The organism is Ruegeria sp. D6, from assembly GCF_056534365.1.
This window is the reverse complement of the sequence record NZ_JBQFPH010000004.1, coordinates 122,615-136,342: the sequence shown is the minus strand read 5'-3', so window position 1 is coordinate 136,342 and position 13,728 is coordinate 122,615. Positions and strand designations below refer to the sequence as shown.

14 protein-coding genes are annotated in these 13,728 nt (G+C 51.7%); 3 read left to right on the top strand and 11 right to left on the bottom strand.

Annotated features, from left to right (window positions below):
• Positions 1 to 66: 66 nt before the first annotated feature.
• The 7 genes from ACR0A1_RS14750 to ACR0A1_RS14720 all read right to left on the bottom strand — a co-directional run bounded on the left by ACR0A1_RS14750 (position 67) and on the right by ACR0A1_RS14720 (position 3,978).
• Positions 67 to 567, bottom strand: a complete 501-nt coding sequence (locus ACR0A1_RS14750; protein ID WP_170626246.1) for a CIA30 family protein — start codon at positions 565 to 567, stop codon at positions 67 to 69.
• Between the two features lie 65 nt (positions 568 to 632).
• Complete coding sequence (locus ACR0A1_RS14745; protein ID WP_480868141.1) at positions 633 to 1,085, bottom strand: TspO/MBR family protein; 453 nt, start codon at positions 1,083 to 1,085, stop codon at positions 633 to 635.
• Positions 1,086 to 1,098: 13 nt separating this feature from the next.
• Positions 1,099 to 1,602 (bottom strand): aggregation factor core, encoded by a 504-nt coding sequence (locus ACR0A1_RS14740; protein WP_170408449.1) that lies wholly within the window; start codon positions 1,600 to 1,602, stop codon positions 1,099 to 1,101.
• A gap of 136 nt (positions 1,603 to 1,738) precedes the next feature.
• Positions 1,739 to 2,122, bottom strand: coding sequence for a nuclear transport factor 2 family protein (locus ACR0A1_RS14735; protein WP_170626249.1), 384 nt, complete (start codon positions 2,120 to 2,122; stop codon positions 1,739 to 1,741).
• A 145-nt stretch (positions 2,123 to 2,267) separates the two neighbouring features.
• Complete coding sequence (locus ACR0A1_RS14730; protein WP_480868139.1) at positions 2,268 to 2,648, bottom strand: VOC family protein; 381 nt, start codon at positions 2,646 to 2,648, stop codon at positions 2,268 to 2,270.
• Positions 2,648 to 3,661 (bottom strand): zinc-binding alcohol dehydrogenase family protein, encoded by a 1,014-nt coding sequence (locus ACR0A1_RS14725; protein WP_480868138.1) that lies wholly within the window; start codon positions 3,659 to 3,661, stop codon positions 2,648 to 2,650. The genes ACR0A1_RS14730 and ACR0A1_RS14725 overlap by 1 nt, the downstream gene beginning before the upstream one ends.
• 26 nt (positions 3,662 to 3,687) lie before the next feature.
• Positions 3,688 to 3,978, bottom strand: coding sequence for a putative quinol monooxygenase (locus tag ACR0A1_RS14720; protein ID WP_480868136.1), 291 nt, complete (start codon positions 3,976 to 3,978; stop codon positions 3,688 to 3,690).
• 104 nt (positions 3,979 to 4,082) lie between these two features.
• On the opposite strand from ACR0A1_RS14720, the gene ACR0A1_RS14715 reads away from it, so the two are divergent.
• Positions 4,083 to 4,970: a LysR family transcriptional regulator gene (locus tag ACR0A1_RS14715; protein WP_480868134.1), complete on the top strand. Its 888-nt coding sequence runs from the start codon at positions 4,083 to 4,085 to the stop codon at positions 4,968 to 4,970.
• Positions 4,971 to 5,002: 32 nt separating this feature from the next.
• On the opposite strand, the gene ACR0A1_RS14710 is transcribed toward ACR0A1_RS14715, so the two are convergent.
• The 4 genes from ACR0A1_RS14710 to ACR0A1_RS14695 form a co-directional block, all read right to left on the bottom strand.
• Positions 5,003 to 5,908, bottom strand: a complete 906-nt coding sequence (locus ACR0A1_RS14710; protein WP_480868133.1) for a haloalkane dehalogenase — start codon at positions 5,906 to 5,908, stop codon at positions 5,003 to 5,005.
• Positions 5,909 to 6,137: 229 nt separating this feature from the next.
• Entirely contained in the window at positions 6,138 to 8,027 is a 1,890-nt protein-coding gene (locus tag ACR0A1_RS14705; protein WP_170567630.1) for an SLC13 family permease, read from the bottom strand.
• Positions 8,028 to 9,338: 1,311 nt separating this feature from the next.
• Entirely contained in the window at positions 9,339 to 10,109 is a 771-nt protein-coding gene (locus tag ACR0A1_RS14700) for a hypothetical protein (RefSeq protein ID WP_480868131.1), read from the bottom strand.
• 74 nt (positions 10,110 to 10,183) lie between these two features.
• On the bottom strand, positions 10,184 to 10,699 hold the full coding sequence (locus ACR0A1_RS14695; protein WP_170425262.1) for a DUF805 domain-containing protein: 516 nt from the start codon (positions 10,697 to 10,699) through the stop codon (positions 10,184 to 10,186).
• A 569-nt stretch (positions 10,700 to 11,268) separates the two neighbouring features.
• On the opposite strand from ACR0A1_RS14695, the gene ACR0A1_RS14690 reads away from it, so the two are divergent.
• Together ACR0A1_RS14690 and ACR0A1_RS14685 are read left to right on the top strand one after the other, a co-directional pair.
• On the top strand, positions 11,269 to 11,568 hold the full coding sequence (locus tag ACR0A1_RS14690) for a hypothetical protein (protein WP_170408154.1): 300 nt from the start codon (positions 11,269 to 11,271) through the stop codon (positions 11,566 to 11,568).
• A 124-nt stretch (positions 11,569 to 11,692) separates the two neighbouring features.
• Positions 11,693 to 13,237, top strand: a complete 1,545-nt coding sequence (locus ACR0A1_RS14685; protein WP_480868129.1) for a ShlB/FhaC/HecB family hemolysin secretion/activation protein — start codon at positions 11,693 to 11,695, stop codon at positions 13,235 to 13,237.
• Positions 13,238 to 13,728: the final 491 nt, after the last annotated feature.

Genomic DNA, 13,728 nt, shown 5'->3' with positions numbered 1-13,728 from the left:
AAATTTAGATCCCGCGCGGTTCCAAACAGACCTATTTGAAGATTGCAGCCCTCTCTTGGGAAACCTTCAATAGAAACCAATCTCGCTGACATCTACGCGGGCCTCGTGATCTCTCCCGTAGGCTACAACTCCAACTGAGGTGATTTCGTCAGCAACGGGAATAGCGCGCAACATGGCACCTGAAGCCTTGAAGCCTGAGAGAGGTAACCAGACTTCGGTCCAGTTGTCAGAAGTTGCGAACGCGGCCTGATAGTATTGCCATGGAAGCACCGTGCCACGTGTCCTGAGGTGGACGAAGTATTGCTCGCCATTCCCCCGTACCAACAGCCTGACGCCCGATACACCCTCATCTGGTCGATCAGACAACTTGCGTCGGAACTGGATAAAGCCGCCGTTGTTTTTTGTGCTGACGGTTCCGGTCAACCGGGCGAACGCAACATCACGTTCCGAACGAAACTGCACCTGTCCTGAAGAAACTCCTCCCATGACGGTGTCGGCAACGTAGTCCCAACTCGTCTCCGGCGACTTGGAGAAGTCTTCTGCAAGATTTTCATCAGCCTGTGCCATTATAGATCCGATGATAACAAGACCTGAAACAAGCCCAGCGAAGTTTCCACGCATATCGTTTTTTCTCAGTTCAGTATTGCAATAGAAAAATTCAAGACATTGGCAAATGCGACCCATGCAAAGTACGGCAGGAAGGCTAGTGCGGAAACCTGATCCGAGCTCCTGACCAGAGCGATGAACATGACGATGACAGCCAGCAACGCGGCAATTACAACAAACGCAAACCACGGTAGTTGCAGTATGAAAAAGATTGGGGACCACGAAAAGTTTAGACCCATCTGTGCCCACCACAGCTTCATGGCAGTCGAGCTTCGGTCTGTTTCGAACTGGCGCCAACCCGCCATGGCGATCAAGACATAAAGCACCGTCCAGACCGGGCCAAATATCCAAATTGGTGGATTGAAAGCAGGTTTAGAAAGCTGCGCATACCAATCGCCAGGCGCGGTCAATATCCCGATCAGGATGCCGCCTCCCAACACGAGCGCAAGAAATGCTATGCGGACCATCCAATTCGACATTGTGGGATAGCTTTCAGCAGCCCTTGGTCGTTACGTTGACAAGCGCTTCGGAAGAGAAGGTCGCAGTACTGGTCTCATCCGCGTCGGTATATGACACCGTGGCGCCTTCGATCTCCGACTCCGTTACGGTGATTTCGCGTTGCCCGATCGTGTCGTCCACATCGATGGTAAAGGCTAATTTGTCCCCGGCTGCGAGGGAAACGATCTCAAGTTCAATTGTATTCTGCCCGTCCACGACCGAAGGAAATTGACGCAGTGCATCCGCACCCTCAACGAATTCGAGCGGTTGGAATACCTCTACACCCGCGCCTTTTTCGGTAACGTCGAAAATCAGACGTCCAGCAGATTGCGACAAGTCAATTTTGACGGTCGAGGTTTCTACTTCGCACGTTCCTACATTTGTCAGAACAAAACGGTCTTTGGGTGCGCCTTCTATGAAGCGAATTTGAACTCCGGCTTGAAGCGAAGTGGCTGCAAATAGTCCAAGGGTCGCCGCAAGAATACTCTTCGGGAGCATATTTATCTCCTTCCTTATTGGTTCTTGATAGATACGCTTCGGCGGATCTCTTGGATCAGACTTATGCCCTTTGACTATGGTGGTTTAGCTGACAGGCCCTTTCGAAGTTCCATGCACCGCTGTCAGAACGACGAAGTCAAAACATACCATTGTCATTCTCGCTGTTTGCTGGAACTTCCTGAAGAACGTCCCAGTGTTCGACAACCTTGCCATCAGCATCCAGGCGAAAAATATCGATCCCTGCGTACTCGAGACCATCGGGCCAGATTTGATGGCAATGCAGAACAACGTGATCGCCTTCAGCAAACGCACGTTTGATGTCCACACGCTTTCCCGGGTATTCGGCGGCCATGCGCTCGAAGTACTCAACAAAGGCTTGCTTTCCGTCGCCAACATGCGGGTTGTGCTGCGTATAGGTATCACCAACAAAGGTTGCTATGGCCTCCGCAGGTCGACACTCGTTGAACATCATTTCGTAGAAAGCGATGACGTTTTTCTTGTTTGTTTCGAGGTCCGGCATACTGATCTCCAAATCGACGTTTGCACCGCCCAAAAAATGTTGTCCCACGCAAGTCTTGGAAGCAACCCGGCAAGGACCTCAATCCCTAATCGGCAAGAAGTTACCGGCTTGATTTTGCGTTGCGATTATTTCGCGAGTTAGCCACTTATTCGGTTTCTTCAAAGTCTATGTGAATGTGATTTCCATCAGGATCGGCCACATGGATTTGCACCATTCCAGCCCCCGGGACATCAGTTTTGCGATACTGGATCTGACTCGAGATCAGTTTTTCTTCGAATGCGCTCAACCCCGTGGCTGAGAGCGCAAAATGCTCGAGCTTGAGCCTCACTTCAGAGCCAACGTTAGGTGTTCCTTCGTGACCCACAAGATGAACCACGGCGTCATCACCCGCATACAACCATGCTCCGGGAAACGGAAAATCGGGGCGGGCCCCGGGTTGCAAACCTAGGACATTTTCATACCAAGTAACCATCTCAGGCAACCTAGTCGTCACAATATTTACATGATCCAGCCGTTCAATTCTCATTAAAAACCCTCAAGCACAAGCTTTCCTTTGGCCTTGCCGCTTTCGAGGATAGCATGCGCTTTCATTAAGTTTGTAGCATTGATCCTACCAAGTGTATCGGTCGCTGTGGATCTGATCTTTCCATCGTCTATCATCGCGGCGACTCGATTCAGGATTTCGCTTTGACGATTCATATCTCCAGTCCCAAAAAGCGACCGAGTGTACATGAACTCCCAATGCAATGAGATCGATTTGGGTTTAAACGGCGCGATGTCGAAGGTTTCAGGATCATCGATCAACCCAAAGCGACCTTGGGGCGTCATCACCTCTCCAGCTTGGGAAGCATAAAGCTGGGACTGGTTTGTTGAATAGATGAAATCCACGCTGTCGATACCGAGAGCCTTGAGTTGTGAGCCAAAAGGTTCCGCGTGGTTGATGACTTGGTGTGCGCCTAGCTCTCGAACCCAGTCTTGTGTCTCGGGTCGGGACGCAGTTGCAACCACCGTCATGTCAGTGAGGGCCCGCGCCAATTGAATGGTGATAGACCCGACACCGCCTGCGCCACCAATAACCAGCAACGTCTTGGTTCCGCCGGAAACGGCATTTTGGACTCGCAAGCGGTCGAAAAGCATCTCAAAGGCAGTAAGCGTCGTTAGCGGCATCGCAGCAGCTGCTTTTGCAGGTATGGATTTTGGCGCTGACCCGACAATACGTTCATCCACCAGATGAAACTCGGCATTGGTTCCCGGCCGGTTTATTGCCCCGGCGTACCAAACTGTATCTCCCGGACTGAAAGTCTCAACCGCTTCGCCAACGGCTTCGACGACCCCTACTGCGTCCCACCCTAGAATATCAGGTGCTGGACCTGCAGGAGCACGGTTTTGACGAATTTTCGTATCGACTGGGTTCACTGACACGGCCTGCACCTTCACCAACAAGTCGTGCCCTTTTGGCGTCGGTTTGTCGGCCTCGAAGTCGATTAAGGCGTCCGCCCGATCAATCGATCCTGTCTTAAGGTATCCCACGGCTTTCATAACGTGCTCCTTTGTCCGGTTCTTTATCAACCGATGACTGTCATCTCATTTAGCGTGAATTCTGCAACGGCGCCTTCTGTTGCTTCCAGGTAAGCCGCAAGGTGCTGAGCACCCATGTGGGTTTGCCAAAGCTCCCGGCTTTCCCAACTTTCGCAGAACACGAAATGAGCCGGATTGTCGTTGTCCTGATGCAAGTCGTAGTTAATGCAACCCTCTTCGGCACGGGTTATGTCGATGAGCTTCATAAGCTCAGCCTTTACGAGGTCGATCTTGTCGGGGTTGGCTTTGATGTTGGCGACGATTGTCAGCTTGGCCATTGGAATAGGTCCCATGTGTTCTTGAGCGATGCGCAAGATTTACGCCGCAGTTCTTTCGGGATAAACAGGGCAAGATCGAACATATAATCCGGAAATTCCGTTTAATGCTTTTAGACAATCTTCGCTTGTTTCTGACCATATCCGAGAAAGGCAGTCTGGTGGCCGCGGCGCGCGAGACAGGGTTGTCGAGTACGACAGTGTCCGAACGGCTCGCGGCTCTGGAGGCACATTACGGCGTGGTTTTGTTCAACCGCACCACCCGTTCCATTAGCCTGACCGAAGAAGGCCGGACACTCGCTAATGGAGCAAGAAACGTTCTCAGTGAGGTTGCGGACCTGGACACACTTGTTCGGCACGGCGCCGAAACTCTGTCTGGTCCAATTCGCATAAGCGCGCCCATTGACTTGGGACGGAGCATTGTCTCCAAGGTTATTGCCGAATTCACCGAAAAGAACCCTGCCGTCTCAATCGAACTGTCCCTCTCGGACGGTTATGTCGACCTCGTAGGCCAGGGTTTTGACCTCGCCGTTCGCTTCGGCAACATCACAGACAGCTCGCTCAGGTTGCGAAATCTGGGAAGCTACCAACGTTTCGTTTGTGCGTCCCCAAGTTACCTGGCCTCATTTGGAACGCCTGAAAAACCAGAAGATCTATTAAACCACAACTGCTTGGTCATGAGGTTTGGCGACATGATCGACAACGTTTGGGAGTTTGGATCAGGACCAAATGCCCAGCGCGTTTCGGTAAAGGGAAATCGAATAGTCAATGATGGTTCACTCATCCGCGATTGGGCGATTGCAGGCCATGGGGTCGTATTGAAGTCCGAGCTGGATGTGGGCGACGATGTTCGATCTGGCAGACTTGTTTCTGTCTTGCGCGACTTCCTCCCACCGCCGAAACCTTTGCAAATGATGTTTCCACCGAGCCGGGCCCAACCACGTCGCATAACAGCCTTAGCTGAGCATTTGCGTCGCAAATTTGGTGTGAGTTGAGGCCGCAGGGGAAGACACTAATCTGATAGCTGCTATGTCTGCTCAATGAATTTCAAAGTCGCATGTGCTAGCTCAGTGCCAGCATCTTCTTGGATGAAATGCCCCGCTCTAGGCACAAGGATATGATTTTGACCAACTGCCCCAGGGACCGACTTTTGGAACAGTTTGTCTACGCCCGCCATAACCCTGTCGTCTTCTCCAAAAACAGTCAGAAACGGAGTGTTGAGGGTCTTGAAGGTTTTCCATGCGGCTCGGTTGGCTTCTGAAGCTGGATTGTCGGGCGAGTCGGGCACCAACACTGGAAACTCTCGAGCGCCTGCCAGATAGCGCGCATCTGGGAACGGAGCGTTGTATGCTGCGACTTCTTCATCGGAAATCTTGGATGATGTGCCGCCGAATACAATGCGTCCCGAATTAAATTCAGGCACGGACTGCGAGTATTCCCGCCATGAAAGAAATGCCTCACTCAAGGGTGCGTCACCGGTGGGCAAGGCCGTGTTTGCCACAACTACGCGCGAGAACCGCTCGGGCATACTCGCAACCAACCGCAAGCCTATTAGACCACCCCAGTCCTGGCAAACCAACGTGATGCCCGTCAGGTCAACCTTCCGCAACCACTCGGACATCCAGTCTACATGGCGTTGGTAGGTGTAGTCGGATCGCTCTGTTGGTTTATCCGACCTTCCAAACCCAATCAAATCAGGAGCCAGAACTCGATGGCCAGCGTCCTTGAATAACGGAATCATGCGCCGGTAAAGGAAGCACCAGGTTGGCTCTCCATGCATCAACAATACTGGTGATGCATGAGCCGGTCCCTCGTCCAAATAATGCAGTCGCAGAAGACTTCCCTCGGTGTCATCCACATCAAGATAGTTCGGGCCAAAGTTGAAATCTGGCAGCCCGTCAAACCGATGGTCCGGTGTACGAAGGAACTTCATCGTGAACTCTCCAAAAATGCCGACGGTCTTGGTCCAATAACAGTGATCGATAAAACAAGAACGGTCCAGTTCCAGCGTATACCGACTTCAGGTTTGGTTGAGTTGGACACATTACTTCGGTCCCTCGCGGAGGAGGCCCTTTTTGCAGACGTTTTGAATCCGCGCCCAAAAATTTGGTCTCAAAAACCTTATATTGCGAGTTCTTCTGTACGGATCGCCGAGAGGCGGCTCAGAAGAAAATCGCAAGCCCGGTCATTGAGACAACCAAGAAAAGGAGAGTCATAATTCCACCGGAGCGAACGAAATCCACCACCCGGTAGCCTGCCGGGCCCATGATCAACGCGTTCACCTGGTGTGTTGGGATCAAAAATGAGTTGGACGTTGAAATTGCTACTGTGAGGGCAAATACAGCCGGGTTACCACCCGCCGATACCGCAATAGAAACCGCTAACGGCACCAGCAGGACGGTCGCACCTACGTTGGACATGACCAGGGTGAATGCCGTTGCCAAAACGGCTATTCCTGCTTGCAACGACCAGATCGGCCAACCCTTCAGGAGGGCCAACACATGCGCGGCAATCCAATCCGCAGTGCCGGTGTTCTGGACTGCCTGGCCCAACGGGATCAGTGAAGCGAGTAGAAAAACTGTACTCCAACTAATCGACTCGTAAGCTTCGTCAATCGAGAGCACCCTGCTCAACACCATGCCAACAGCGCCAATTAATAGGCACAACGACAAGCGCAGATCTGAAAACAGAATTAGGCTCAACGCTATTAGGAAGAAGGCGAGCGCCCATCCGACCTTGTGGGGCCGCAACTCTTCCTGGGGAAAGTCCGAGGTGACAACGACGAAATCCCTGTCCGACTTCAGTCGTGTCAGACGGTCCCACTGCACGTGAACCACACACGTATCACCGGCCTGCAAAGGGACTTGCCCGATATGCGTGGCTGAATGATCCTCGGTTTCAACGTGGCTCAGTGTTTCTTCTCCGCGCTGAATGGCCAGCAGAGACAAACCATGTGTCTGACGGAGGCGCAAATCAATCGGAGTCTGGCCGATCACTGAAGAACCGGGCGGAATAACAACCTCGGCCACCCCGGATTGGGTCGCGGCGAAATCATCCGCAAAGACATCTAGTTGGGGCAGGATCTCTAATCCGTAAGGCTCAGCAAACTGATGCTCAACCACCCGACGCAGGCCAAGCACTGCGAGCCGCGCCGGGGCTTCGATCTTGGTATCAGCCATCGGCGCGATGACCTTGTGGCCACGATAGGACGTGCCAAGAATGTACATGTTATGGGCTACCATTAGATCCGCGAGCGTTTGCCCAATGATGATCGAGCCTTCCGGGACACGTATCTCGAACATATCAGCCCTTAGCCCATAGGTGTTTTCGACATAGGTCTGCATGGACCGCGCTGAGCTTGCGTCTTCTCCACGATCCCGCTGCGCAGGGAGAACCCAACGACCAAAGAGCACAAAGTAAAGCACCCCAGTCAGCACCAACATCACACCGATAGGCGTGACTGAAAATAACCCAAATGTCTTCATTTGCTGGTTAGCAGGAAGGGATGAGTTTGCTGAAACAATCAGGTCATTCAACAGGATCAGGGGCGATGACCCGACCAATGTAATCGTACCACCGAGTATCGCGCAAAACCCCATAGGCATCAGCAATCTACTCATCGGGATTTCTGTACGTGCTGAGATGCGGCTGACAACAGGAAGGAAAAGCGCAGCAGCTCCGACGTTCTGCATGAAGGAACTGATGACACCAACCGTTGTTGATATTATGGGGATTATCCGGGCCTCTGTCGTGCCACCATTCTTGAGGATCAAGGCCGCAACCTTTGACATAAGTCCAGTCTTATCAAGCCCCGCCCCAATTACCATAACTGCGATGATGGACATCACAGCGTTGGAGGAGAAACCTTCAAAGAGCTTAGATACATCGGCTAGATTACCCAGCCCAGGGAGATAGCTCAGTGCACCAAGCAGCACCATTACGAGAATTGCTGCGACATCAATCCGTATGATTTCGGTAACAAAAAGTAAGACCGTAAAAGACAATAGACTCAGCACGGCTATCATTTCGTACGTTAGTGTTGGTAATTCCATATCTTACTCCCAAACTAACGTTACCTGACTACCAGCAAATACGAAGGACCAACTCTGCGCGGCAGATAAGGCCAATAGACATTGGGCTTGCTTACGCGGCTCGCTTTTTCGGGCGCGGTATCTGCTGAAACCTGGATTCTGCCAACCCAAAGAGAGGTAGATGACAAATTCATAAGCCTAACTAAGCATCACAATGCGAAATGAACTTTCACACTTTCTAAAATACACACAAATGGATTTTCCGTATCGTTATCATTCATATCCAGTCAATTATACTTGCCAAGTAGGGAACGCTCTGCGCGATGCCCTCACGACGGCTCAGCTCTGCATTGCTGTCCTCGCCTTTTAGGCCGTCCAGCACGATCCTGATCTTCTCTACTGCGGAATACTGTTGCGGGTCGCACCGCGAAAGGCTGCATTGAGCTGGAAGCGGCAGACTTCAAGCTTCACGTGAGCCATGATCATGGCATGAATCCAACTAAAATTTGCACTGTGCAGAATTATCTTTGGATGCCAAATTCAATGGGCGGCTGTTGCACCCAAGGCTTTGGTCCAAATACGCAATTCTTTAGACGAAATGCAAAGCTATTCGCGCCCCTACAAACCGCTGTAGGTGCGCTCATAACGCTGCAATACCGACATTGATTTCATTAAAAAAATCTTGGAAGTTCGCCCATAACTCTGCGCGGTATTTGCGCATAAGTCTGCACGATTTGCCCATAAGTTTGCATGCTACATAGAACTCGTTGAACAAACAGGCTCTCAGGTTTATCTGCGATGCCCAAATGCAACTTACTCCCAATAACTAGCAGACGAGCGCCAAGTGTTTGCTTGGCCATCCCAAGCACTGGCGCTGACGCATGACGTGGGATTTATTCCGTCGCAATTGGATCCATGGACGTTTGCGAGGACAACGCGTTGACGCCCAAAATCAGCAACAGTCCAGCCTTGATTGAGCAAGGAATGAGCCTCCTCTTCTACCAGGAAGTGCGACATGCACCCCCCGTTTCGCAAAAAAGAGAGGCGGCGCTTGAACACGCAAGACCGGACTCATTCAGAACCCAATCGCGTTGTGGGTCTCCGTCGAGATCGACCTTTTCAACCGCACCCCAATCTAAGTCAAATTGAGCGTCGTTGAATTCCGCACAGGCTCGTGCCGCCAGATCAACCTTCGCCTGCAAACCGGGCGGAAGGCGCGATACATCAGCCGCGACATCTGGTGAGGTCCAAACAAGGCCCGAAGCAAGCACAATCCCGGCGACCAAACACTTCATCTGACGCGCTATTTGGAAAGCTGGTTGGCACAAGGTATCAATTGCACTGATCATATCGGTAGTCCCCATATTCCAGCCAGTTTGCCGAGCCTTCGTTAAAAATCAGAAACTCGGACCTGTCCTCCCCAAGCAGGGCCACGACAAATCCGGCTGGCGGCTCAGAATTTCCGAAGTAACTGTATGCAGTCATGGCTCTGATCGACTCGCCGTTGACTGTTACTCGCGCGTCCCACTCTTCCCCCGAGTTGTCCAAAATTACGGGTTCGATCACGCGCTTTATCGCTCCGCCACCACAATATACGATGCCTTCGGGGGGTTCGTAGGAGGACCGCTGGCTAGGATCTGAATCGCAGGCGGAACGAAGGGACCGAATTGCCGCGCTGGAACCTTTCAAGTCAAAGATTCCGTAGCTGACATCTTGATCAATCATCGACAGGTTAACAGATGCATTGGCCGCAAGCTGGCCCAGTACAAAACCATAGTCCTCTTGACTATTGAAACTGACTTCGACGGGATAGTTATCAACGATCTGTACGGCAGCGTTTTCTGCGCCAATCTGAAATGCTCCAACTTCCGTGGCTCCGTTCTTCAAGAAACGAATGGAAAGCCCCTGCTTGTCCGTAATGTCCTGGCTGTCCTCATATCCAGCCGGAGCAAAGCGAATACGGTTACACTGAAGTTCCAGCGTCATGTTTCCGGTTTGAATAAATGCATTGGGAATAGGCCCAGAGTTGAACGACCACTCCGCTGATGCAGTGGTCGCCATAACCATCATTAGCGTCCCAGTGGAAATCGTTTTGAAACTCATTTTCTCTCTCCATGGTGTTACGGTTCGCACTGTCATTCAGCCTGAGATTCCGGCCAATTGCCCCGGCAACCAGGTCAGGAAACAGGTTCGCCGTATTCGTTTGCGCCTTCTTCCGAAGGGCGCGTCAACCACCAGATCATCAGAATGGACAGAACCAATTGAAGAATTGAGACAACAACAATACCGGTCACGCCCAGTACTGCCGCGGGTCCTCGTAATGCATCGGGGTTTTCGGTTCCTTGCTCCAATACCGAAAAGAACGCCACGCCACCCAGCATAACAAAAAGCGTTGTAAAGCTGAGCGCCATCGGCAGCAGCAAATACCAGCCAGGTCGTCCTGTATCATGCAGCCTTCGCCAACCGGCGGCCAGCATAGGTATGAGAACAGCCAGTTGAAAAACAGAGGACAGAACCCGAGATCCTTGCCCTGTCTCGGGGTTAGTCCCGAATAGGATCGTATCGAGCACAGCCAAAGCAGCACTCACGAGAACCACAAACAAGAAGAACCACCAGTATTCTGAACGTATAGCCCGGCCGGAGAACTGGAAGTATTTTGAAAAACACGTTTTAACGGCCTCACTAAATCCCATTTTCATTCCTTTCTTAATCTCTGTGCGGCCTCAAAACGTTTCGCCACCTAGAAGAACAAACTCGCCTGTATGGATGCTCTCACTTACCTTTTTGTTTGAATGCAGAGGCCTATCGTACGAGAGCGTAGAGAAATTTACGCGCGGAAAAAATGTTGATTTATGAAAAAATAGATTCAAACATGCGAATTCGACACAACTTTCATTTTACCTCCGTTGATGTCGCTGTCGCCCGATTTGTCGGGCCCTTCCGACTGCTGGAGTGAGTGCTGGCGGTCGGAGGTCCTCAAACAAAGATCAAGCATTGGGAGGACGCGATGCTGAAACTTAACGTACTCCCCCTCTTTCCAGAGTTTGCTCTAGCTTTCGCCAGTGTCGTCATTCGGCCTTCACACGTTGTTGGCGGCCCCGATGGTCAACGAAATGTTGTTCCGCCGAGCAAGCCCCACGCGGCAAGTTTTGGGAAAGATAATCAAAGGATCGAGGTAAGTTCTATTGGCTGCGCAGACGCGAGAGCTTCAAGTAAACGCATCCAATTTCACTAATTTCAACGGACCCAGAGGGAGAAGAAAATGACCAACAAGATGGTGATGATTTCAGGCGCAACTTGTTTCGCAATGCTTGCGGCCTGTGACGACGCGAGTACATCCAGTGCGTCCGCCGAGCTCACACCGGCTCAGCAAGCATGTTTGCGAGATGTAGCCAAGACGACGAACAATTCGCAAGTCGTTGTGCTCTCATCCGCGTTCAGCGAGGCTGGAACACAAGTCACTGTCGGTGTTGGCGAGGATCGTGCTCCTTGGAATTGCATTGCCTACAGTGATGGCGCGACCGCTGGTATCGAGTTCCTGGGCGACGAAGGCGCATTGTAGTCTGTTTGCTGTGTATCTCGAAAGCACCAGTCGTGATCAAATTTGAATAACGGCAAGCTCAGACATTCAAACCTCGTAATAGGATTAGGCTCTAACATTCTCAATCATGCAAAGGTTGTAGAAAATGCCCGTGACCAACTCGGTTGTAATTGCGATCATTTGCACTTTTGTGGCCATTGTTTCGGTTCCAAAATACAGCATTGCACAAACCTGGGACATAGCATCACAGCACTCAGTCAACGGCGTAACGGTGTATGATACGGATGAGCTGTTAACTTTTGCCGGTCAATTGGCCTTCAATCGGTCAGGGCGCATCACAGCGGTGGAGGTCGCATCAACGATCACTCAGATCTACCGAGAAGACGGTTATTTTTTGGCTGAAGCCTGGCCCGGTCCTGATGGGCAGAGCATAATTGTTAATGAAGGGCGCATTCAAACCATCGAAATTGAAGGTGTAGATACGCGTACGTTCCAAACACTAGAGAAGATTTTTCAGCCCCTCACCACCTCCTATCCCATAACGCTGAAACGATTTGAGCGGGCAGTGATGCTGGCCGAGGACATACCTGACTTGGAATTGTCGACCGAACTTGATTACCCGGATCAGGCTGGTGCTCGGCTGAGAGTATTGGGAGAGCCACTGCGAAAACAAGCCGGTAGTGCGACACTCGACAACCCTCCGCGTGAGCTTGGAGAAGCGCTTAGTTTTTATGTCGTACAAGAGTTTTATTCGACGCTGACCGTCGGAGATTTGCTGCGATTTGAGGGATCAGGCAATTACAATTGGGACAAAGACGATGAACACTCATTGTGGGGCGCTCTTACCTATCGCACGCCGCTGAACAGCAATGGTCTATACGGTGAGATTTTTTATGGGAACGTCAACGCAAAACGCGACATTTCAGGGGACTTTGCCAGAACAGATATTGACGGCGAGAACTTCACCGTTGCGATGGGTTATCCTGTGATCCGCGATGTTGCTCGTTATGGATACCTGCTTTTGGATTATCGCCTTTCAGAATCGGATTCTGTTAGCGGTGGCGTTCCATTGTCCAGTGACGCAAGTGTTGTTGGCCTTACCTATCTGTACGGGCAAAACTATCCAAAGGGACAAGCTCTGGAAGCGGGGCTAACCTTATCTTTTGGTGACAATGACAACGACACGACAGACGCGAGTTTTGACGACGGGGACTCTTCTTTCTGGCATCTACGAGGCGGCGTCGGATACGAAAGCCCACTTACGGGCTTGTCGCCCAACACAGCTTGGCGCACCGAGATCTGGGGGCAGTACACAACAGACCGGCTGCCCTCTGTTGAAGAGTACTTCCTTGGTGATCGTTACGCTTTGCGCGGATATCGGTTTGACGAAGTAGACGGTGATTCCGGGATTTCTGCGATATTCGAAGTATCTCACTCCTACTTCCCCAGCTCTCAGAGCATTCATCGGCTAACGCCCTTTGCCTTTTTCGACGTGGGTTACATCTCGAACAATGACCCTGCGAGTTTTGAAGTTGATAATGCTACACTGGCATCCACAGGTCTGGGTTTGGACATCGAGTTCAAGCGAAACCTATTTCTGTCCGGATACGTCGGTGTCCCTTTGAGAGACGGCCCTTTAACCGAATCTGGCGATCCTGGCGCGTATCTTGCTCTGACAACAAGTTGGTGAGGATGTTATGAAACGGAACCGCATTGTTTTACTTACTGCAGCTTGTTTGATTGCAGAACTGGCCGCTACTCAGGTCGTTGCCCGCGGAAATCACTACGGGTGGTGCCGAGGCGTAGGGAACCCGCACCAGTCGAGCCAAGGATGCGGGCAGGCTGGTGGGCAAGGGGCAGGTAATCAAGTTACTGGCCCAACTCAGCCGGTGGCAAATCAGTTGCCGCCTAAGGGAACGCAGCAAACACCCACGTCCGTTACTGTTCCAGTCCTTGCTCCGGGCGCGGTTCCGAACGCAATTCCCGGTCAGGTTCCTATTGCGACACCAATAGCGGTTCCTGGTCAGGTTCCCACACCGATAGTAGCGCCGACGCTAACTCCGCCTTTGGCACCAAACGCGACACCAAACCGAGTTCCGACAGCCGTTCCCAATCAGGTTCCACCATTGGCTACCGGTCCTACCGCGGTGCCGCCGCAAGTTCCGACTGCAACTCCTAATC